Here is a 22,321-nt window from a genome sequence, read left to right as displayed (position 1 = left end):
AGAAATGGCAAAGATGTCGGTAAAGAAAGAAAATCACAAACTTGATATAGCGCCTTCCAGACAAGAGAGGGTGACTGTAGGACAGATCATACTTGCAATTATTCTTATTGCATTTACATTATTTGCTTTTCTTCCTGTAGAGCTTACATTCGTAGCTGCTTTTACAGATGAAAAGAGTATCGTACAGAACGGATTTAAGTTCTGGCCTAAGGACTGGTCACTGGCTGGTATGGGTACAGTGCTTAGATATGGTCAGCAGCTTGCTAGATCATACACAGTTACAATTTTCGTAACTGTTGCTGGTACATTCCTTGGACTTTTGTTCATGAGTATGTATGCATATTCAATAAGTAGAAAAGATTTCTGGCTTTCAAAGTTCTTATCAATCTATCTGCTTATTCCTATGCTGTTCAATGGTGGAACACTTTCAGGATATATTATCTTCACAAGTTATTATCACTTGAAAGATAGCCTTTGGCTCCTAATCCTTCCACTTTGCGTAACAACAATGAATGTAATCATTTTGAGAACTTACATTGCTAACAGTATTCCAGCAGAGCTTATGGAAGCAGCCAAGATTGATGGAGCAGGAGAGTATTACACATTCTTTAGGATCACTCTTCCTCTTATGAAACCATCACTTGCAGCGGTTGGATTCATGATGGCAACAACATACTGGAATGATTGGCAGAACGCACTTTTGTACATCGATTCAGATGCTAAGAAGCCTTTGCAGTTACTTCTTATCAACATTCAGAAGAGTATTGAGTTCCTTCTCAACAACTCAAACGTTCCTGCATCAGCAAGAGCAGCTATGGGTGGAACTATTCCACAGTACTCTGCAACAATGGCAACTGTATTAGTAGTTATCGGACCTATCATGGTAGTATATCCATTCTTCCAGAAGTACTTCATCAAAGGTCTTACAGTTGGTTCAGTTAAGGGCTGAACTGAGCTCTTAGCGAGGTATTTTCGAGCTTAGAAGCGAAGTTCGTTCTGGCGAGCGAAGCGAGATCAGAACTTCCTTGTTACAATTTTATGAAGTTCAAAGCGGTGGGTTATTACGGTTGAAACTCCAACAACGGGGGATCACATACATTTATTTTCTTAATTAAAGGAGGAAAATATGAAGAAGAAAGTTATTTCAGTACTTATGGCATCAGCAATGTCACTTTCATTACTTGCTGGATGCGGAAGCACAACTCCTGCAGCTACAGAGTCAAATGATTCAACAGCTACAGAGACACCAGCAGCTGACTCAAATTCAGATTCAGCAGCAGCACCTGCAGCAAGCGGTGATGTAACAGAAATCAGTGTTTACAGATGCACATTCAACCTTGCAAACCCTGATTCAGCTCAGGTTCAGAAGGTTCAGGATGCAATCAATGCGTATATCGCAGACAAGATCCCTGTACAGATCAAGCTTACAGATATCGGATCTGGTGAATACACAGATAAGGCAAACCTTGCACTTGCAAACAACGAGATCAACCTTCTTTGGACAGCTTCATGGGAAGGAACAATCGGTACTAACGATCTTTATCCAGCAAACGCTGTATACGATCTTACAGACCTCGTTCCTGGAACACCTCTTTACAGCTCAATGGCTGAAGGACAGTGGGAAGCAGCTAAGTATGATGGAAAGATCTATTTCGTACCTGTATACAAGGACAACGTTGAGGGATATGATTTCATGTTCCGTCAGGATCTTGTAGACCAGCACAACTGGGATCTTAACAGCGTAAAAGAGCTTAAGGATCTTGAGCCAATGCTCGCTGACGCTAAGGCAGATGGTCTTAAATATCCATTCCTTACACAGAAGACAGCTATGTTCTACAGATGGTACATTGATAAGTTTGATTTCTTCACAGCTGATTCAGCTACAAACTTCTTTGCTGTAGATAGAGCAAAAGATGAAGTTGTTGATACAATCCAGACTCCTGAGTACCTTGAGTTCTGCAAACTCATCGCTGATTGGGCAGACAAGGGATACATCTCAGAGGATGACTTCACAAAGGTTACAACAGATACAACAACACAGACACAGGATTGGGCTATTTCATGGTGGACAGATATCCCAGTTAATGACGAAGCAGATGCTCGTTATGGCCAGGATGTAACAATGGTTCCAGCAACACAGAGATGGGCTCACTCAACATCAGCTCTTGGATCATGCTACTGTGTAACAGCTAACTCAACACCTGAGCAGGCTAAGGCTTGTGTAGACTTCCTTGGTCTCCTTTACACAGATTCAACACTTGCTGATATGTACACATTCGGTATCGAAGGTGAAGACTTCACATATGATGCAAATCATCAGGTAACACAGACATCTGATAAGTACAACCACTCAATGTGGGAGTCAGCTAACGCTACAATCGTTACTCCACTTGACAACGAGCCAGCTAACAAGGCAGAGCTTTACAATGATTTCAATGGTGGTGCTAACACATCATCAGCAGCTGGATTCAGATTTGACAAGTCTTCTGTAGAGGCTCAGTACACAGCATGCGCTGGTGTATTTGATACATACGGATTCGCTCTTGAGAACGGTGGTGTTGCTCCTGCAGACGTTGAGTCTACACTTGAGAAGTACCAGGCAGCTCTTGACGAAGCTGGTTACCAGGATGTACTTGCTGAGTTCCAGAAGCAGTACGACGATTGGAAGGCTTCAAAGTAATTAACTTTTGAGCACCTAATAATGGTATAATAAGAGCCATGGCATCTACGATGCCATGGCTTTTTTAAAAGTGTTGGCTTCCCGATTTTTTATTGGGGGCGCTGTGTGAACACATAACATTTTTGCAGACGCTTTCGCTTGATAAAAAACGTAACGGTACTAAGGTGCCAAAAAACAGCACCTAAGTACCGACGTTTTTTAACACTGCTTCAAATATTATGTATTCACACAGCGCCATCTAATGATAAGATGGTGAAGTGAGAAACAAAAGCTAAGTCGAAATGCGTACTTGGCAAAAAGTAACAATTGAATTTTTATATCAAACAGAAGAAAGACAGCGAGGTATTGTATGGAGTTTATCGCAGAGAAAAATGCCCTTGTGTTTAAGAGGCAAGGCGAGACAGTCAGAGTTGAAGCTTGGGGTGAGAATTCACTTAGGGTTAGAGCAACAATGCTCAAGGATTTTACTGGCAATAATTGGGCGTTAACAGAAAAAGTGAAGGAAACAAGCGCAGAGGTTAAGACCTTTGACGTTACTTACAGAACTGGTGAGGGAACAGATGTAGACAGAACTCACGGAAAGATTACAAATGGTGATATTTCCTGTGAAGTGAATTTTGCAGGCGTTATGTCTTTTTATAAGAAGGATAAGCTTATATTAAGAGAATATTTCCGTTCTTATGATGGAACTATCTCTAGAGAGAGTAGATGCCTTAAGATTGTTAACAGAGAGTGGAAGGGCGTTCAGGGCTCAGATAATTACAAGCTTAAGGTACGCTTTGATAGTAATCCAGGCGAGAAGCTTTTTGGTATGGGACAATACCAGCAGCAGAACATGAACCTTAAGGGATGTACTCTTGAACTTGCTCAGAGAAACTCACAGATTTCAGTACCATTTGCTGTATCTTCTCTTGGTTATGGTATGTTATGGAATAACCCTGGTGTTGGACAGGTTACCTTTGGTAACAATATGACACTTTGGGATATGTACTCAACAAAAGAGCTGGATTACTACATCACAGTAGCTGATACTCCAAAGGAGATCGTAGCAAACTATGCATCTGCAACAGGATATGCAGGAGAGTTCCCAGAGGAACTTATGGGTCTTTGGCAGTGCAAATTAAGATACAGAACTCAGGATGAGGTTCTTTCTATTGCACGCAAGTACAAAGAGCTTGGAATCCACATTGATCAGATCGTAATCGACTTCTTCCACTGGACATATCAGGGAGATTGGAAATTTGACAAGAAATACTGGCCAGATCCAAAGGCTATGGTAGATGAACTCCACAGCATGGGAATCAAGGTAATTGTATCTGTATGGCCTTCTGTAGATAGAAAGAGTGAGAACTTCTATCCTATGCTTGAAAAAGGCCTTCTTATCAAGACTGAGAGAGGTGCCCTTCAGACATATGATTATCAGGGCGACTGCGTGGAAATCGACGTATTTAATCCTGAGACCAGTAAATATGTATGGGAAGTTTGCAAAAAGAACTACTATGACTTTGGAATAGATGGATTCTGGCTTGATAACTCTGAGCCTGATTATGGCGTATATGACTTCGAGAACTTCAGATATATTGATGGTTCAGCTCTTGAAGTTAGTAACCTTTATCCACAGAAGTATAGCCGCGTATTCTACGATAATATGGTAAAAGAGGGCCAGAAGAACCCTGTAAACCTTTTAAGATGCGCATGGGCGGGAAGCCAGAAGTATGGAAATGTAGTATGGTCAGGAGATGTTCCAAGTACATTTGAAGCTCTTCAGGATCAGCTTCAGTGCGGTCTTAATATGGGACTTGCGGGTATTCCTTGGTGGACAACAGATATCGGCGGATTCATGACAGATGATGTAAATGACCCAGACTTTAGACAGCTTCTTATCAGATGGTATCAGTTTGCTGTTTATACTGCTGTATTCAGACTTCATGGAGACCGTGGACCTTACAATATTCCAGCTCTTGATGATAGAGATTGGGGCGGCGGATATCTTCATACAGGCCAGGATAACGAAATGTGGAGCTATGGCGATGACAACTTCGAGATCATGAAGAAATATTATGATATCAGAAAAGAGTTAAAGCCATATATAAAAGCTCTTTATAATGAAGCATCTACAAATGGCTCACCACTTATCAGAACAATGTTCTATGAGTTCCCTGAGGACGAGAAGTGCTGGGATATTCAGGATCAGTACATGTTTGGTGAAAAATACCTTGTAGCTCCTATTCTTCATTTGAATGAGTTTGAGAGAGAAGTTTACCTTCCAAAGGGCAATTGGAAACTGACAAGTACTGGTGAAGAGTTTGCAGGTGAAAGAACTGTGAAGGTCAGTGCTCCAATTGAGTACATGCCAGTTTTTGAAAAACTCTGAAAATGTTTGAATTGGTCAGACAATTGTGATAACATAATAGATGCGTTAAGAAGTGCTACATGAAAATGTAACACTCCTAACTCTTTCCTTTTATAAGCGTATGAAAAGTCACGGCACCCCAATAACCGTGGCTTTTCGCTTTTTCTGATGTTTTTATTGTAAATTATCGCAAAATACAGTAACATACTAGTGATTGCAAAATATGATAGTTTAATTTGCTAAAACGGCGAAATGCAGATTTTTGGGAGGTTTCATGGGAAAGAGATCCATTAAGGAAAACAAGAATATCTTTTTCGAAAGTAGAGAAGCAATGGGATTTTCCAGAGCTCAGGCAAGTGAGCTTATGGGAGGAATCTCTGAGAGCAGTCTTGAAAAGATGGAAACAGGCAAGACTAATATTTATCCTGAAGATGTAGTTGCTATGGCCAAGGCATATAGAAAGCCTGAGCTTTGCAATTATTATTGCACTCACGAGTGTGCTATAGGTAGAACTTCAGTGCCTGAAGTTAAGATTTCTTCATTATCAGAAATCGTACTTGCTATGTTATCTTCCCTTAATTCTCTTGAGCGTCAAAAGAATAGATTGATCGAGATAACTGCTGATGGTGAGATCACAGATGATGAGCTTCCTGACTTTGCCAGCATTCAGACACAGCTTGAGCACATCGATGTAACTGTAGAGGCTCTCAAATTGTGGGTTGCTAATACTATTGCAGATGGTAAGATTGACAAAGAAAAGCTTGATAAGCTGAGAAAATAAAATAGTATCCAAAAAAGTTCAGCAATTATGCTGAACTTTTTTTGTTTTGCCTATTGCCTTTATAACTTTAGTGTGCTAAAATTCTTTCCAGTACATACAAATGTCCGTGGTACAAAAACAAATATTTCGATTTTGTAGGTGAGAGAAATGCAGCAGGATGCAGGCTACTATGTTATAAGAAAACAGGCAGTTCCAGAGGTTCTTTTAAAGGTTGTAGAAGCCAAGAAGCTCCTAGAATCTGGTAAGGTAAAAACTGTAAATGACGCAGCCGATAGTGTGGGCATCAGTAGGAGCTCTTTTTATAAATACAAAGAGGACATCTACGAATTCCACGACAGCCTGCAGGGAACAACATTAACTCTTACATTCCAGATGAATGATGAAGTAGGTCTTTTATCCTACGTTCTAAATCTTATTGCTGAATTTGGTGCAAACATTCTGACTATTCACCAGTCTATTCCACTTAATGGAGTTGCATCAATTTCGATAACGATCCAGGTTCTCCCAACTACAAGAGATGTTATGGATATGATCGACAAGATGGAAAAGGCAAGCGGCGTCCACAAGGTCCACATTTCCGGACGCAGCGCAACCTTTGCATAAATTGAGGAAAAATATTATGAAAAATTGGAGGATGTAATGGCAAAAGTAGCAGTCTTGGGATATGGCACAGTAGGTAGCGGTGTTGTTGAAGTTCTTGATACCAACGCAGCTGAAGTAGAGAAGAGCTCAGGCGAGAAGATTGAGCTTAAATATATTCTTGATCTTAGAGATTTTCCTGGTGACAAGCATGAGTCACAGGTGGTTCACGATATAAATGTTATTCTCGATGATCCAGAAGTAGACGTGATCTGCGAAACAATGGGTGGAATTGAACCAGCCTTTACATTTGAGAAGCAGGCTCTTTCAAAGGGCAAGAGCGTCTGCACATCCAATAAAGAGCTTGTGGCGGCTCATGGACCAGAGCTTGTAGAGCTTGCAAAGGCAAACGGTGTAAGCTACCTTTTTGAAGCAAGTGTAGGTGGCGGAATTCCCGTTCTTAGAAGCCTTAACGATTCCCTTAAACATGAAAAGATCGACTCAATCACAGGTATCTTAAATGGAACAACCAACTATATCTTAACTAAGATGGATAAAGAGGGAATTGGCTTTGAGACAGTCCTTAAACAGGCACAGGAGAAAGGATATGCTGAGCGTAATCCAGAAGCTGACGTAGAGGGCTATGATGCATGTCGTAAGATCGCGATTCTTTCAAGTCTTATGAGTGGCAAGCATGTTGATTATGAGGATATCTACACAGAGGGTATCAGCAAGATCAATATTCAGGACTTTGAATATGCAAGATCACTTAATATGGCTATCAAGCTTCTTGCAATGTGCAAAAGAAATGAGAATGGCTTTTTTACTATCGTTGCACCATTCCTCATTCCTTATGAGAATCCACTTGCAAATGTAAATGGGGTATTTAATGCCATCAATGTTCATGGTAATATGTTAGGCGACGTTATGTTTTACGGCAAAGGAGCGGGCAAGAATGCCACAGCAAGCGCGGTAGTAGCTGACGTGATCGATATGGTCAAGCACAAGGGCAAACACATCGAAGTAAACATGAAGGCTGAGAAAGCAGCTCTTTCGCCTAAGGATAACGCTGTAAGGCATTTCTTTGTAAGAGTTGCAGCTGATCTTGAAGATCAGGCAAGAGAGATCTTTGGAAGCAACTTAGACGTAGTCAAGAGAAACAGCATTCCAAATGAGTTTGCATTTATTACAGATTCCATTTCAGAAAAAGACTTTGAAGAAAAGCTTTGGAAGATGGATAGTGTTAAGGGTTATATCAGATTATATTGATGAAATTTGAGGAGATCATACTATTATGAAGAAGGTAGTTAAATTCGGAGGAAGTTCACTTGCTAGCGCAGAGCAGTTCATGAAAGTGGGCGAGATCATCAAGTTAGATCCAGACAGAGCTTATGTAGTTCCTTCTGCACCTGGTAAAAGAAATTCCAAAGACACAAAAGTTACAGACATGCTCTACAAGACTTACGCTCTTGCAGAGGCTGGAAAAGATTTCCAGAAGCAGCTTGATGCTATCAAGGCTCGCTACGATGAGATCATCAAGGGACTTGGCTTAAAGCTCAATCTTTCAAATGAATTTAAGACCATTGAAAAGAACTTTAAGGCTAAGGCTGGTAACGACTATGCTGCAAGCCGTGGAGAGTACTTAAATGGTATCGTAATGGCTACATATCTTGGATTTGAATTCATTGATTCTGCAACTGTAGTTGCTTTTGACAAGAACGGTGATTTCGATGGTGAGAAGACTAACAAACTCATGGCCAAGAAGCTTGAGAAGACACCTAATGCAGTAATCCCAGGATTCTATGGAGCATATCCAGATGGAACCATCAAGACATTCTCAAGAGGTGGTTCTGATATAACAGGATCTATCGTTTCAAGAGCGATCAAGGCTGATGTATACGAGAACTGGACTGACGTTTCAGGTTTCCTTGTTGCAGATCCTAGGATCATCGACAAGCCACCACACATCGATACTATTACATACACAGAGCTTCGAGAGCTTGCATACATGGGTGCATCTGTTCTTCATGAAGACGCCATCTTCCCAGTTAGAAAAGAAGGTATTCCTATCAATATTAGAAATACCAACAAGCCAGAGGATCCAGGAACATGGATCGTTGAGTCAACAGCCAAGAAGTCAAAGTTCGTCATCACTGGTATTGCTGGTAAAAAAGGCTTCTGCTGCGTAAATATCTTAAAGGATCAGATGAACTCTGAGGTAGGCTTTGTGAGAAAGGTTCTTCAGGCATTTGAAGATCAGAATATCTCCATCGAGCATGTTCCTTCAGGAATCGATACTATGACAGTATTTGTTCAGCAGGATGAGTTCATTGAAAAAGAGCAGTCAGTAGTTTCAGAGATCCACAGACTTGCTCGTCCAGATATGCTTGAGATTGACTCAGACCTTGCTCTTATTGCAGTTGTTGGTAGAGGTATGAAGTCTACACGTGGTACTGCCGGCAGAATCTTCTCAGCACTTGCACATGCAAGCGTAAATGTTAGAATGATCGATCAGGGTTCATCAGAGCTTAATATCATCATTGGTGTTGAGACAAGAGATTATGAAAAGGCAATCAGAGCTATCTACGATATCTTCGTAACAACTCAGGTTTAATGACAATATAAAAGTGAGCCCTAGGGCTCACTTTTTGTTTGCATATATTTATTATTGTAAAAGAAATTCTACAAACTGCTTGGCAGTATCAAGTCTGCCTGTGTTAATGATCACTCCTACAATGCACTTCTGACCATAGTAGGCATTGTTCTCTTTGATGGCATTTGAATCTTCGATATATAATCCAACTGGAACAGGGTCTTCCATTTCAGAAACAGGAATGTCAGGATATATTCCTCTGTTGTAGATTTCAGCAGCCATGACAGCATATTTGTTGTTCTCATCATATTCTCCATTTAGCATGAAATTCTGATATTCTTCGGAAGAGATATATTCAATAAGCTTTCTATCTACGTAGCAGATCTTGTCTGAATACTTATCAAGAAACGCCTGATCAAAGGCATCTCTAAGATCCATGTAAACATCCTGATATGCATAATATCTGAACATGTCAGTATCTGCGGCCATGACATCCAGCTCTTTGGCTGAGATATTAGCCATGATCTTCTCTGAGGTAGCAATTGTCATCTCATTGATGGCATCAGTCCTATAAGAGGAAGATGTATCTACGAAGCAGGTATAGCTATTAGTATCGATCTGCGCGTATTCAGTAAAATCAGACTCAAAGGTCTGCTCGGTATCAGGCACATTGCTGTTTAGTAAGACTGCGTAAAGAGCATAAGGCTTGTTATTTGATATATCTTTTATAAGAACTGTAAGAAGTATGATAGCTGCAATAACTACGAAGGTATGGATCTTGTAGTATTCCCAGAAGTATTCCCAGTGAGCTTTAAATCCCTGACCTTTTAGTTTCTTTTGCTGTTCTTTGATCTCATCGTGCAATGACATGGCTTTTTCCTCCGCTTTGAACAGATAAATATTACAAAAATATAATTTTATTTAATCGCAAAAACATATATAATTAATGATGGTATACTTTTTATCCTACTATTAGATCACATACGAAAGATATAATACAGATTTTAATCTGTAAATGTCAATGAGATAAGGATTTTTTAGCATAAAATTTAGGTTTAATATTTGCTAAAAACTAGATACTTTTCACCTTGACATTGGCTGAGATTACATATAAGATAGTCGATAAAATGGGCTGTAAATGGGGAGTTTATAGCTGAGACTATAGGAGGATATTAGACTAGCATGGGTGTAGAGAACAATTATGTAGAGTGTCTGGTTCCTAGTAAGGGATCACCAGTAATGGTTTTTCTTAAGTATTTGTTACTTATTTTTGCGATTCTTTTCTTTATCGGAGCATTTTTGCTCGGCGGTGGATTGGTGTTCATGATCCTTTGTATAGCCGCAGGTTTTGGTTATCATTTTGCAGCTCTTAATGCAACTATCGAGTACGAATATCAGTATTGCGAAAGAGAAATTTCAGTAGATAAAGTTCTTAATAAAAGTTCCCGTAAGCACGTGGGCAATTATTCCGTTGAGCACATCGAGATCATGGCTCCATCACGTTCATATCATTTAGACGAATTCAAAAACAGAACATTCAAGGTTGTAGATTATTCATCAAAAGACAAGAATGCTCAGCCTGATCCTACATATACGATCATTTACGATGGCAAAGAGAAGATCATCTTAGAGCCTACAAGTGAGTTTGTATCTGCTATCAAGGCAGTTGCACCTAGAAAAGTTTATACAGAATGATAAAAGAGGAGTAAGAAAAAATGGGACAGATAATTGGCGAAGGAATTACTTTTGACGACGTACTTTTGGTACCTGCTTATTCACAGGTTGTACCAAATCAGGTAGATGTTAGCACATATCTCACCAAGAAGATCAAGCTCAACATTCCTATGATGAGCGCAGGAATGGATACTGTAACAGAGCACAGAATGGCTATAGCAATGGCTAGACAGGGTGGTATCGGTATCATTCACAAGAACATGTCTATCGAAGCTCAGGCAGAAGAGGTAGATAAGGTTAAGAGATCTGAGAACGGTGTTATTACAGATCCATTTTCACTTTCACCAGATCATACATTAGCAGATGCAGATTCACTTATGGCTAAGTTCCGCATCTCAGGTGTCCCAATCACAGAAGGAAGAAAACTGGTTGGTATCATTACTAACCGTGATCTTAAATTCGAAAAAGATTACTCCCAGAAGATAAAAGATGTAATGACAAGTGAGAACCTTGTTACAGCCAAGGAAGGTATCACACTTGAGGAAGCAAAGAGCATCCTTGCTAAATCAAAGAAGGAAAAGCTTCCGATCGTTGATGACAACTATAATCTTGTAGGTCTCATCACAATCAAGGATATTGAGAAAACAATCAAATATCCTCTCGCAGCCAAGGATGACCAGGGCAGACTTCTTTGCGGCGCAGGCGTTGGTATTTCTGCTAACTGCCTTGACCGTGTAGCAGCCCTTGTTGATGCTAAGGTTGATGTTATCGTACTTGATTCAGCACATGGACATTCAGAGAACGTTCTTAAGTGCCTTAGAATGATAAAAGAAAAATTCCCAGATCTTCAGGTTATTGCAGGTAACTGTGCAACAGGTGAGGCTACAAAGGCTCTCATCGAGGCTGGTGCTGATGCTGTTAAGGTTGGTATCGGACCAGGTTCTATCTGCACAACACGTGTAGTTGCAGGTATCGGTGTTCCACAGATCACAGCTATCATGGATTGCTACAAAGTTGCTAGAGAGTATGGCGTGCCTATCATCGCTGATGGTGGTATCAAGTACTCTGGAGATGTTACAAAGGCTATTGCTGCTGGTGGTAACCTCGTAATGATGGGGTCAATGTTTGCTGGATGTGACGAGGCTCCAGGAGACTTCGAATTATATCAGGGTAGAAAATATAAAGTTTACCGTGGAATGGGTTCAATCGCAGCTATGGAGAATGGCTCTAAGGATCGTTATTTCCAGGAAGATGCCAAGAAGCTTGTTCCAGAAGGCGTAGAAGGACGAGTTGCTTATAAGGGAACTGTAGAGGATACAGTATTCCAGCTTATGGGCGGTCTTAGAGCTGGTATGGGATATTGCGGATGTGGATCGATCGAGGAGCTCAAGGAGAACGGCAGATTTATCAAGATGTCTGCAGCATCACTTCGTGAGTCTCATCCACATGATATTCAGATCACAAAAGAAGCACCTAACTATAGTGCAGTTTAATCAGGGGTGAAAATTGCAGGAGCGGGTTTCGGATTTGGAATCTAAAAATGTTGCAAATGAGGGCTCTCTAACTAACTTTAGTAGAGCCCTTGGGGATTTTGCGCAAAAAAATGGTAAGACTATGCAGTCATGGCAGGATCAGTTCTGTGAGATGGCTGGTATCTATGCCATGTGTTTAGATGCCTCCGGTAACCCACTTAGCGATTTTTCCGGAAACCCTCATGAGGTTCAGATCATCAGAAAATATGTGACAGACGTCAGAATTCGCAATATTTACAGACGCGTTTCTGATAGCGAGTTAGAGGATCAGGCTGTTGAGATTACAGAAGTTCCTAATCTGAAGCTTGCAGCTGTTGCAGTCAAAAATGGTAATTCCACCACAGCAGTATGGATCGTTTGTGGTGTCTTTTCAGACGCGGACTATGATCAGGAGTTCTATCACATTCCGCCAATAGATTCTTTTAGCTATCAGATTTCCGAACTTAAATTTTATAAGACCCTTGATCTCTTAAGAGAGACATTAAATGTTCTCATCAGAATAGAGACTTCTAAATCTCAGGCTGTTGCTAATAGTGAGTTTAGCAAGAAGCAAGAGATAGAGATGACTTCATCATTTAGACGAGCAGAGACTATGACAGAGATCGTATCTCTCCTTGATAATGATGATTCCATAGAAGAGATCATGGTTGTCATAATTTCCAAGCTCTGTGATTATCTGCAGATCAGTAACGGCTTTACCTGTAGAGTTCACCACGGACATCTCATGGATATAGTTGTTCAGTGGACTGCTCCTGGAGTCAATAAGATGTTCACTGATACTACAGATCAGGAACTTTGCTGGTTTTTGGGTTCCGATCAGGCAACGGTCATATCAAGTGATACACAGATGAATGCTGGCGAGAGAGAACAGATCGATAGCCTTGGTATCAAGGCACTTGTCTCAATGCCTGTCATCATCAACAACGCAGTTCTTTTCTATGCTTGTTTTTCTGAGACTAGAGAATTAAGGAACTGGTCCATAGACGATATCAAGTTTGTAAATGATGCTATCAAGGTTCTTCAGGGCATCATCACCAAGAGACTTCAAAAGAACTCATTAGCTAGCTCTTTTGCCTCTTTGGAAGCAGTCCTTGATAACGTGGGAAGTGCTATCTATGTAAGAGATATCAATACCGGAGTGCTTCTGTTTGCTAATAGAAGCCTTAAAAAGAACTTCAAAAAAGAAATTACAGAAAACAGTCTTGTTAGTCTGTTTGAATCAAATATTCCGTCCAAGAGCCACAGCGGTAACTATGAAGTAAATCATAAAGCTAGAGGCAAATGGTACGACGTATATTACACAAGGATCAAGTGGGTAGACGGAAGAGCAGTATCCCTCTGTGCTATATACGACATTACTGAAAAGAAGCTCTATCAAAAGAGAATTGAGCTTCAGGCCTACACTGACTTCCTTACAGGTCTTTACAACAGAATGTGCTGTGAGAAGGATCTGGCTAGGTATGTGGATGAGGCTAGACAGACTGGTAAACATGGCGCACTTATGTACCTTGACCTTGATGACTTCAAGCATATTAACGATAGCCTTGGTCATCAGTATGGTGACGTGCTCCTTCAGGATATTTCCAAGACCATCAGTAGAGTAGAAGGAATCTCAAACTCCTGTTACAGAATGGGCGGTGATGAGTTTGTCATCATCATTCCACCTGAAAGCTTTGAGAGAATGGACAAGATAATAGAAGATATCAAGAAAGCCTTTGCTACACCTTGGTATCTCAAGAATAGTGATTATTACTGCACAATGAGTATGGGTATCGTAAGATTCCCAGATCAGGGTGACAACGTATCAGAGCTTATCAGAAAATCTGACGTTGCCATGTACGAAGCCAAGAAATCTGGTAAGAACAGGATTGCTGAATATTCAGACAAGATAGATTCTTCATCCATCCACAGACTGGACCTTGAAAAGAGCATGTATGATGCCATCAACAACAGCTGTGATGAGTTTGAAGTTTATTTCCAGCCTGTCATCAGCGAGTTCTCGATGAAGGGCGGAACCAAGCAGTACAGACACATGGGGGCTGAGGCTCTTGTGCGCTGGAATAGTAGTAAGCTTGGATTTATCAAGCCTGATGAATTTGTTCCACTTGCTGAGTATCTGGGACTTATCAATCCTATTGGTAACTTTGTTCTGCAAAGAGCATGTGAGTGCTGCAGAATGTGGAATGAATCAGGAACAGGCGACTACGCAGTCAGCGTCAATCTGTCAGTTGTACAGATCATGCAGACTGATATCGTAGATACGATAAAAAATTGTATTGAAGAAAATCAGATAAAGCCTCATAATCTAATTCTTGAGTTGACAGAGAGACTTGCTATTAATGACCTAGCAAGGACCAAGCAGATTCTGCTTGATATCAAGGCTCTCGGCGTAAGACTTGCACTTGATGACTTTGGAACTGGTTATTCAGCTCTTAGTAGTATCAGAGCTCTTCCATTTGATATCATCAAGATCGATCAGAACTTTGCAAAAGATGTGGCTGAGGATGAGTATTCCAAGGCATTTATACGTACAATTGTCCAGCTTGGTGAGACCATCGGCGCAGAGATCTGTGTTGAAGGAATTGAGACCAAGGCGCAGTTTGATGCTCTTAAGGGCATGGGTGTTAAATACATTCAGGGCTACTATTTTGATCAGCCTTTGCGTAGAGCGGCTTTTGAGGAAAAGTACGTATATAATTCAAAAGTATGATATGATATACTTGTTAAAATTTATTCTAATTAGAAAGTTGGTTTTTTAAGAGAAATGGCAGAAGAAGTTGTAACTAATTTAAATGAGAATTCAGAAGGAGGAAATACACCTTCAAGACATTTTATCGAGCAGGCTATCGATAAGGATCTCAAGGATGGAGTGTATGATCACGTACATACACGTTTCCCACCTGAACCAAACGGATTTTTACATATAGGACATGCTAAGAGTATTCTTCTTAACTACGGTATGGCCAAGGAGTACGGCGGCAAGTTCAACATGAGATTTGATGATACTAACCCAACCAAGGAAAAGGCTGAGTTCATGGATTCTATCATCGAAGATGTTAAGTGGCTTGGAGCTGATTACGAAGATCGTTTATTCTATGCATCAGATTATTTCGACGAGATGTATGAAGACGCTGTTAAGCTCATCAAGAAGGGCAAGGCATATGTTTCAGAGCTTTCTGCAGATGAGATGCGTGAATATAGAGGAACTCTTACTGAGCCAGGTAAAGATGACCCTAACAGAAATAGAAGTGTAGAAGAGAACTTAAAGCTCTTTGAAGATATGAAGAATGGCAAGTTTGAGGACGGAAGCGTTACTCTTCGTGCCAAGATCGATATGGCTTCTCCTAACATCAACATGAGAGACCCTATCATTTATAGAGTTGCCCACATGACACATGCCAGAACAGGCGATAAGTGGTGCATCTACCCTATGTATGACTTTGCTCATCCTATCGAGGATGCTATCGAGGGTATTACACATTCTCTTTGCACTCTTGAATTTGAAGACCACAGACCTTTATATGACTGGGTAAAAGAGGAATGCGAATACAAGAACCCTCCTCGTCAGATCGAGTTTGCTAAGCTCTACCTCAACAATGTTGTAACAGGTAAGAGATATATCAAGAGACTCGTTGAGGATGGAATCGTTGATGGATGGGATGATCCAAGACTTGTAACTATCGCATCACTTCGTAGAAGAGGATTTACTCCAGAGTCTATCAAGATGTTCGTAGATATGTGCGGTATCAGTAAGGCTAACTCTACTGCAGAGTACGCAATGCTTGAGTACTGCATCAGAGAAGACTTAAAGCTCAAGGCTATGAGAATGCTTGCAATTCTCGACCCTGTTAAGCTTGTTATCGACAATTATCCAGAAGGACAGACAGAGTATCTGGATATTGAGAACAATAAAGAAGTTCCTGAGATGGGATCAAGAAAGGTTCCATTTGGCAGAGAACTCTACATTGAGAGAGAAGACTTCATGGAGGAGCCTCCAAAGAAGTACTTCCGTTTATTCCCAGGTAACGAAGTAAGACTTATGAATGCATATTTCGTTACATGCACAAGCTTTGTTAAGGATGAAAGTGGCAAGGTAACAGAGATCCACTGCACATATGATCCTGAGACAAAGGGCGGCGACAGTGCTGACGGCAGAAAAGTAAAGGGAACAATTCACTGGGTAGCAGCCAAGGAAGCTGTTAACTGTGAAGTTCGTCTTTATGAGAATATCATTGATGAGGAAAAGGGTGTTTACAACGAGGACGGTTCACTTAACCTTAACCCTAATTCCATCACAGTTATCAAAGATGCAAAGCTTGAGCCAGAACTTGGCGAAGCTGTTGCTTATGACAAATTCCAGTTTGTCAGAAATGGTTTCTTTAGCGTAGATAGTAAGGATTCAAAACCAGGAGCACCTGTGTTCAACAGAATAGTGTCACTTAAGAGTTCTTTTGTTCTGCCTAAAAACTAATTGTTAGAAAAGAGGTAAAGTTATGGCTGGTATTTTTTCCGGACTTGAAAAACTTGGATTAGGAAACATCGGAGGCGGAGATCTCTTTGAGGATCCAAAGAAAAAAGAGGCTGCTGTAAAGCAGGGTGAACCTCAGAAGAAGCTTACTCTTGTTAACGAAGAAGATTATCTTTTTGACAAGAAGTATAAGTGTCCTGTATGCGACATGGACTTTGAGGCAAAGACCGTCAGAACTGGTAAAGTCAGAATGAAGGCCGTAGATATCGACTTAAGACCTGATTACGCTGAGCTTGACCAGACCAAGTATGACGTTATCGCTTGTCCTGAGTGTGGATATGCAGCACTTGGAAGATACTTCAATACACTTAACAAGTATCAGATCGATGACATCAGAGTCAAGATCTGTATGAATTACAAGAAGCTTGATTACAAAGAACCAACATATACATATGAGCATGCCAAGAACCTTTATCAGCTTGCGCTTGCAAATGCTGTAGTTAAAAAGGCTAAGAACAGTGAGAAGGCTTATATCTGTCTTAAGACAGCATGGGTACTTAGAGGTGAGACTCAGAGACTTGATTCTGCTGATCCTGATTATCAGAAAAAGAAGGATGAGAATGATGCTCAGGAGAAAGAACTTTTAAAGAATGCACTTAATGGATTTGTAATGGCTAGACAGTCAGAAGAATTCCCTATTGCAGGAATGGATTCAACTACGCTTGATTACCTTATTGCAGCACTTGCAATGGAGACAGGCGATCATGATGTGGCTGGTAAGATGATCTCAGAGATCCTTACATCAAGAACAGCAAATAGCCGAATCAAAGATAAAGCAAGATTATTAAAAGAGATGATGGCTGAAGAAAAAGAACAGTAATAAAAATGGGACATAGGATAAAACCTATGTCCCTTATCTTTAAGAGCAATTATTTGGATTCTTCGTCATCAAAGAATTCTTCTGAAGATGAAGGCTCTTTTGATGAATCATCTGTCTCGGAAGTAGTCTTTATATCAACATATCTTCTAGATGAGTTCTTGTAGTCCTTTTCTTCTTCGAGGTCATCTTCGAAATCGTCAACGTCTTCGTAATCTTCATCATCGAATTCATCGGCAATTTCAGCTTCTCTTTTAGAAAGATAGTAGTAAGCTCCTGCGGCAGCAGCACCTACTGCAGTGCAGAATAATATAAATTTACCAAATCCATTATTTTTGGACATATCGGGAATCCTCCTATCAAAACGCTGACTTTATTTTAATACAATTTATTTATAAATAAAAGTGTACTGTATTAAAATTTGATAAATAACGTAAAATCGTTCGAATAACTACTGTAATAAATGATATAATTAACCTAGACTACGATGGTCAATTGGGGACTTGGGGAAGAGACATAATGAATGAAAGATTTTTTGAACTAAAGAAAGAAAAGCAGGATCGTATGATAAACGCAGCCCTCTACGTATTTGCTGAAAGAGGTTATTATCATGCAAGTACTGATGAGATCGTTAAGGCGGCGAATATCAGTAAGGGACTTCTCTTTCACTATTTTGGAAGCAAGATTGGGCTATATGCCTTTTTATACGATTACGCCACAAGATTTGCAACGCTAGAGCTTACTCAGAATGTGGATAAAGATGAAAATGGATACTTCGAGCTCTTTAAACAGATAGTATCAGCCAAGGCTAATGCAATGGCTCAGTATCCCTACATATATCTTTTCCTGAAAAAAGCTGAAGAGGAGACACATCCAGAAGCGCTAGCCCAGATAAGTGAGAGACGAGACAAGTACAGAAGGATAATGGAGACCCTAAAAGAAAGGGCTGATATAACGATACTTCCACCGCATTTTGATTACAATAGACTTGGAGACATCCTGGAATACACAATAGATGGTTTGCTGACAGAAAATGTGAAAGGTGAAAACTTCAGAGCTGATTTATTCCTCGAAGAAGCTGAGGAGTATGTTGATATGATACAAAAAATGGTATTGGCATAAAGGAGGCGCAAATGAGCAAATTCTTAGTAGCTGGAGTAACACAGATTGAGACGATCGTCAGAGTTGATAAGGTTCCTGTAAGTTATGTACCACTTACCAGTGAAAATGATTCTATTTTTACTGCAGTGGGCGGCGATGCTTATAATGAATCATTGGCACTTAAGTGGCTTGGCGATGACGTTACATTTATGTCCATTGTGGGAAGAAATCAGGACTTGGGAATCATTAACCCACCTGATAGAAAGGTTACACTATCTACTGAGTACATTATTCCTCAGATGAATGAAACTCCAACTGAGGTTGTTTTCTATGACAAGAACAGAAAGCAGCAGATCTTTGAGGATATCAAGGATCTAAGAGAGAATACCTATGACATGTCCATGGTAACTCCTCTGGTAAACGGCTGCGATATGATGGTTCTTGCTAATGCCAATTTCTGCAGACCTTTTGCAATAGCTGCTTCTGAGCATGGTAAGCCTATAGCAGTTAATATCAGAAATTATAACCCAGAGAAAGAGAAATATAATACGGACTTCTTAAAGCCAGCTAAGGTTCTGTACTTTAGTGATGATACTCTTACAGAGGATCCATACGCATTCATAGACAGAATGGCTTCAACCTATGGAACAGAAGTCATTATCCTTGGACAGGGTAGTGAAGGACTTATCATCTACGATAAGACCAAGGATATCAGGGCACATTACAAGACAGTTAAGACCAATGAAGTAGTTAATACTATCGGTGCTGGTAATGCTCTCTTTGCATGCTTCCTTCATTATTACATGGAGACAGGCGACAGCGTTAATGCTATCAAGAATGCGCTCCTGTTTGCTTCTTACAAGATCGGTTTCATGGGCACATCTAATGGCTTCATGACCACTGAACAGGTAGAGCAGTGGAGAAATCTGATCTGGGGTATCGCAAAGACTCCTTTTGAGGAGCATGGTAATTAAAACTTGAAAATGTGAGAAAAAACTGATAAAGTAAAGTTACGGAAACGTTACCGGTAACGGTAATTTTTTCCGTAACTTTTTTAATGAAGATGATCAAAGTGAGGTATATCTATGGCAAAGAATAAAAAGAAACAGACAAGGCGTTGTGGAGTTCTTTTACCAATTTTTTCACTTTCCTCTGAATATGGTATAGGAGCCTTTTCAAAAGAAGCCTATGAATTTGTGGACTTTTTAAGCGATGCAGGCCAGAGCTATTGGCAGATCTTACCTCTGGGACCTACAAGCTATGGAGATTCACCATATCAGTCCTTCTCCACATTTGCGGGAAATCCATATTTTATCGATATAAATGCCCTTATTACAGATGGGCTTCTTACCAAGAAGCAGGCTTTAGGATGTGACTTTGGCGGCACAGAGGAAAAGATTGACTATGAGAAGCTGTACCGTACACGATTCAAACTCCTCAAGACTGCTTATGACAACGTAGACAAGAGCCCCATTGCCAAAGATATCAAGAAGGAATTTGAAGCCTTCAAGAAAAATCCAGACAATGACTGGCTTTCAGACTATGCTCTTTTCATGGCACTTAAAGATGCCAACAATGGAAGAGCATGGAATACATGGTCAGAAGATATCAAGCTTAGAAAGAAAGATGCTTTAAAGAAGGCTCATGAGAAGTATAAAGAGGAAGTAGATTTCTACAGCTTCCTTCAGTATCTTTTCTCAAAACAGTGGGAGGCACTTAAGTCCTATGCTAATAGTAAGGGAATCGAGATAATCGGTGATATTCCAATCTACGTTGCCTTCGATAGTGCAGATACTTGGGCTAATCCAGAGCTCTTTTTACTGGATAAGGAGAACACACCTATTGATGTTGCTGGATGCCCTCCAGATGCATTTAGTGCTACAGGTCAGCTCTGGGGCAATCCTCTCTACAGATGGGATTACCACAAAAAGACTGGCTATAAGTGGTGGCTTAAGAGAATCTCTCAGTGCTACAAGCTCTATGATGTAGTCAGGATTGACCACTTCAGAGGTTTTGATGAGTACTATGCAATTCCTTATGGCAATCCAACTGCTGAGATTGGCGAGTGGCGCAAGGGACCAGGTTACGACCTCTTTGATGTTATGAAGAGAGAGCTTGGTGACAAGAAGGTTATTGCAGAGGATCTTGGCTTCCTTACAGATACTGTTATTAAGCTTGTTAAAAAGACAGGCTTCCCTGGAATGAAGATCCTGGAATTTGCCTTTGATTCAAGGGAAGAGAGTGATTACCTTCCACACAACTATACCAAGAACTGCATTGTATATACAGGAACTCATGACAATGAGACTGCAAGAGGCTGGTTTGATCACCTTCCTAGAAATGACAAGAGATTTGCCAAGGAGTATCTTGGAATCCACTATGCCAAGGATGCAGTATGGGCTATGATCAGAGCTGCATTTGCAAGCGTTTCAGATACAGCCATCATTCCTATGCAGGATTACCTTGAGCTTGGTGCATATGCTAGGATCAACACTCCATCTACACTTGGCGGCAACTGGACATGGCGCATGAAGAAGGATGCTTTGTCAAAAGAGCTTTGCCAGAAGATGTACGATTATGCTAGAATCTATGGCAGACTTAGTTAAATCGAATACCAGGTAGGAACTAATAATGGCAGAGATTACAATTGTTGAGATAGCAAAAAGATGTGGAGTAGGCGTTAGTACTGTATCCAGAGCCCTTAATAACCACTCAGATATCAATCCTGAGACCAAGAAAAGGATCATGGCGGTTATCAAGGAAACGGGATACATTCCAAACAACAGCGCGCGAAACCTTAAGAGAACAGATGCAAAGTGCATCGCAGTTCTTGTAAAAGGTATCACTAACCCATTCTTTACTCCAATGATAGAGATTGCTGAGGCGGAGGCGGAAGAGAGAAAGTATGCTCTTGTGCTTAGACACGTTGAGGCCTATGAGGATGAGGTTGATGTTGCTCTTGAACTGGAAAAAGAAAAGAGACTTCGCGGTATCATCTTTATGGGAGGTAGCTCCAAGCACTCCTCACACAAGCTAAAACAGCTTAACGTACCTGTAGTTTTTGCAACTGTAGGTTCAGATATCTCAGAGAAACTTAGCAAGAATTCATATTCAACAGTTTCTGTAGATGATAAGCTTGAGAGCCGCAAGATGACTGAGTATCTTATCAGTCTTGGTCACAAGAAGATAGCTATCCTCTCAGAGGGAAGCGACAAGCCTTCAATTGTAAAACAGCGTCTTGAAGGATATGTAGAAGCTCTTGAAGCAAATGGAATCAAGGTTAATGAGAATCTTATCAGATACGTAGATCGCAGAATCTATTCCATGGAGAATGGATACAAGACTACTAAGGCACTTATAGAGTCAGGTGAGGAGTTTACAGCTCTTTACTGTATATCAGATGTTTTGGCAGTAGGTGCTCTTAGAGCATTTGCTGATGCTGGAATCCGAGTTCCAGAAGATGTGAGTGTTGCGGGATTTGACGGACAGGATATTTCAAAGTTCTGCGTACCAAGACTTACAACACTTCGCCAGCCACTTGAAGATATTTCTCGTGAGACCATGAAGCTCATCTTCAACATCATCGACGAAGAGAGTGGTCACAAGCACATCGTATTTCCAGGAGAATTAATTGTGGGAGAATCCACAGCAAAGAGATGAGTCCTCGGGGACGAAAGTGAGCC

The 22,321-nt window shown here is 40.6% G+C and carries 18 protein-coding genes; 16 read left to right on the top strand and 2 right to left on the bottom strand.

Features of this window, described 5'->3' with window-relative positions:
• The first annotated feature begins 4 nt into the window (after positions 1-4).
• The 7 genes from BLS24_RS03690 (at position 5) to BLS24_RS03660 (ending at position 9,007) form a co-directional block, all read left to right on the top strand.
• The gene (locus tag BLS24_RS03690; RefSeq protein WP_091756257.1) at positions 5-949 is read left to right on the top strand and encodes a carbohydrate ABC transporter permease; all 945 of its coding nucleotides are present in this window, start codon (positions 5-7) and stop codon (positions 947-949) included.
• Between the two features lie 177 nt (positions 950-1,126).
• Positions 1,127-2,680, top strand: a complete 1,554-nt coding sequence (locus tag BLS24_RS03685; RefSeq protein ID WP_091756255.1) for an ABC transporter substrate-binding protein — start codon at positions 1,127-1,129, stop codon at positions 2,678-2,680.
• A 349-nt stretch (positions 2,681-3,029) separates the two neighbouring features.
• Entirely contained in the window at positions 3,030-5,054 is a 2,025-nt protein-coding gene (locus tag BLS24_RS03680; RefSeq protein WP_091756253.1) for a glycoside hydrolase family 31 protein, read from the top strand.
• A 253-nt stretch (positions 5,055-5,307) separates the two neighbouring features.
• Positions 5,308-5,814 carry a helix-turn-helix domain-containing protein gene (locus BLS24_RS03675; protein ID WP_091756251.1) on the top strand — a complete coding sequence of 169 codons (507 nt, stop codon included), beginning with the start codon at positions 5,308-5,310 and terminating at the stop codon, positions 5,812-5,814.
• 147 nt (positions 5,815-5,961) lie between these two features.
• On the top strand, positions 5,962-6,417 hold the full coding sequence (locus tag BLS24_RS03670; RefSeq protein ID WP_071176840.1) for an ACT domain-containing protein: 456 nt from the start codon (positions 5,962-5,964) through the stop codon (positions 6,415-6,417).
• 36 nt (positions 6,418-6,453) lie between these two features.
• The gene (locus BLS24_RS03665) at positions 6,454-7,662 is read left to right on the top strand and encodes a homoserine dehydrogenase (RefSeq protein WP_176764318.1); all 1,209 of its coding nucleotides are present in this window, start codon (positions 6,454-6,456) and stop codon (positions 7,660-7,662) included.
• A gap of 25 nt (positions 7,663-7,687) precedes the next feature.
• The gene (locus BLS24_RS03660) at positions 7,688-9,007 is read left to right on the top strand and encodes an aspartate kinase (RefSeq protein ID WP_091756247.1); all 1,320 of its coding nucleotides are present in this window, start codon (positions 7,688-7,690) and stop codon (positions 9,005-9,007) included.
• 51 nt (positions 9,008-9,058) lie between these two features.
• On the opposite strand, the gene BLS24_RS03655 is transcribed toward BLS24_RS03660, so the two are convergent.
• Positions 9,059-9,856, bottom strand: a complete 798-nt coding sequence (locus BLS24_RS03655; protein ID WP_091756245.1) for a hypothetical protein — start codon at positions 9,854-9,856, stop codon at positions 9,059-9,061.
• Between the two features lie 312 nt (positions 9,857-10,168).
• On the opposite strand from BLS24_RS03655, the gene BLS24_RS03650 reads away from it, so the two are divergent.
• The 5 genes from BLS24_RS03650 to BLS24_RS03630 are packed head-to-tail and all read left to right on the top strand — an operon-like array spanning position 10,169 to position 17,540.
• Entirely contained in the window at positions 10,169-10,681 is a 513-nt protein-coding gene (locus BLS24_RS03650; RefSeq protein ID WP_091756243.1) for a DUF6106 family protein, read from the top strand.
• Between the two features lie 20 nt (positions 10,682-10,701).
• The gene (guaB, locus tag BLS24_RS03645; protein ID WP_071176835.1) at positions 10,702-12,153 is read left to right on the top strand and encodes an IMP dehydrogenase; all 1,452 of its coding nucleotides are present in this window, start codon (positions 10,702-10,704) and stop codon (positions 12,151-12,153) included.
• Positions 12,154-12,187: 34 nt separating this feature from the next.
• Complete coding sequence (locus BLS24_RS03640; RefSeq protein ID WP_242872223.1) at positions 12,188-14,902, top strand: bifunctional diguanylate cyclase/phosphodiesterase; 2,715 nt, start codon at positions 12,188-12,190, stop codon at positions 14,900-14,902.
• Between the two features lie 54 nt (positions 14,903-14,956).
• Positions 14,957-16,663, top strand: a complete 1,707-nt coding sequence (locus BLS24_RS03635) for a glutamine--tRNA ligase/YqeY domain fusion protein (protein ID WP_091756241.1) — start codon at positions 14,957-14,959, stop codon at positions 16,661-16,663.
• A gap of 22 nt (positions 16,664-16,685) precedes the next feature.
• A complete protein-coding gene (locus BLS24_RS03630) occupies positions 16,686-17,540 on the top strand; it encodes a DUF2225 domain-containing protein (protein WP_091756239.1) in 855 nt (284 codons plus the stop codon).
• A 49-nt stretch (positions 17,541-17,589) separates the two neighbouring features.
• Here the strand turns inward: BLS24_RS03630 and BLS24_RS03625 are convergent, their stop codons facing one another.
• The gene (locus BLS24_RS03625; protein WP_091756237.1) at positions 17,590-17,880 is read right to left on the bottom strand and encodes a hypothetical protein; all 291 of its coding nucleotides are present in this window, start codon (positions 17,878-17,880) and stop codon (positions 17,590-17,592) included.
• A 176-nt stretch (positions 17,881-18,056) separates the two neighbouring features.
• On the opposite strand from BLS24_RS03625, the gene BLS24_RS03620 reads away from it, so the two are divergent.
• The 4 genes from BLS24_RS03620 (at position 18,057) to BLS24_RS03605 (ending at position 22,298) form a co-directional block, all read left to right on the top strand.
• Positions 18,057-18,659, top strand: coding sequence for a TetR/AcrR family transcriptional regulator (locus BLS24_RS03620; RefSeq protein ID WP_091756235.1), 603 nt, complete (start codon positions 18,057-18,059; stop codon positions 18,657-18,659).
• Between the two features lie 11 nt (positions 18,660-18,670).
• Complete coding sequence (locus BLS24_RS03615) at positions 18,671-19,612, top strand: carbohydrate kinase family protein (RefSeq protein WP_091756233.1); 942 nt, start codon at positions 18,671-18,673, stop codon at positions 19,610-19,612.
• A 111-nt stretch (positions 19,613-19,723) separates the two neighbouring features.
• A complete protein-coding gene (malQ, locus tag BLS24_RS03610; RefSeq protein WP_091756231.1) occupies positions 19,724-21,244 on the top strand; it encodes a 4-alpha-glucanotransferase in 1,521 nt (506 codons plus the stop codon).
• Between the two features lie 25 nt (positions 21,245-21,269).
• A complete protein-coding gene (locus BLS24_RS03605) occupies positions 21,270-22,298 on the top strand; it encodes a LacI family DNA-binding transcriptional regulator (protein ID WP_091756228.1) in 1,029 nt (342 codons plus the stop codon).
• Positions 22,299-22,321: the final 23 nt, after the last annotated feature.

Source organism: Butyrivibrio sp. INlla18, from assembly GCF_900103635.1.
GTDB lineage: Bacteria > Bacillota > Clostridia > Lachnospirales > Lachnospiraceae > Butyrivibrio.
Note: the sequence above shows the minus strand (reverse complement) of the source record. Positions and strands in the feature narration are given on the sequence as shown.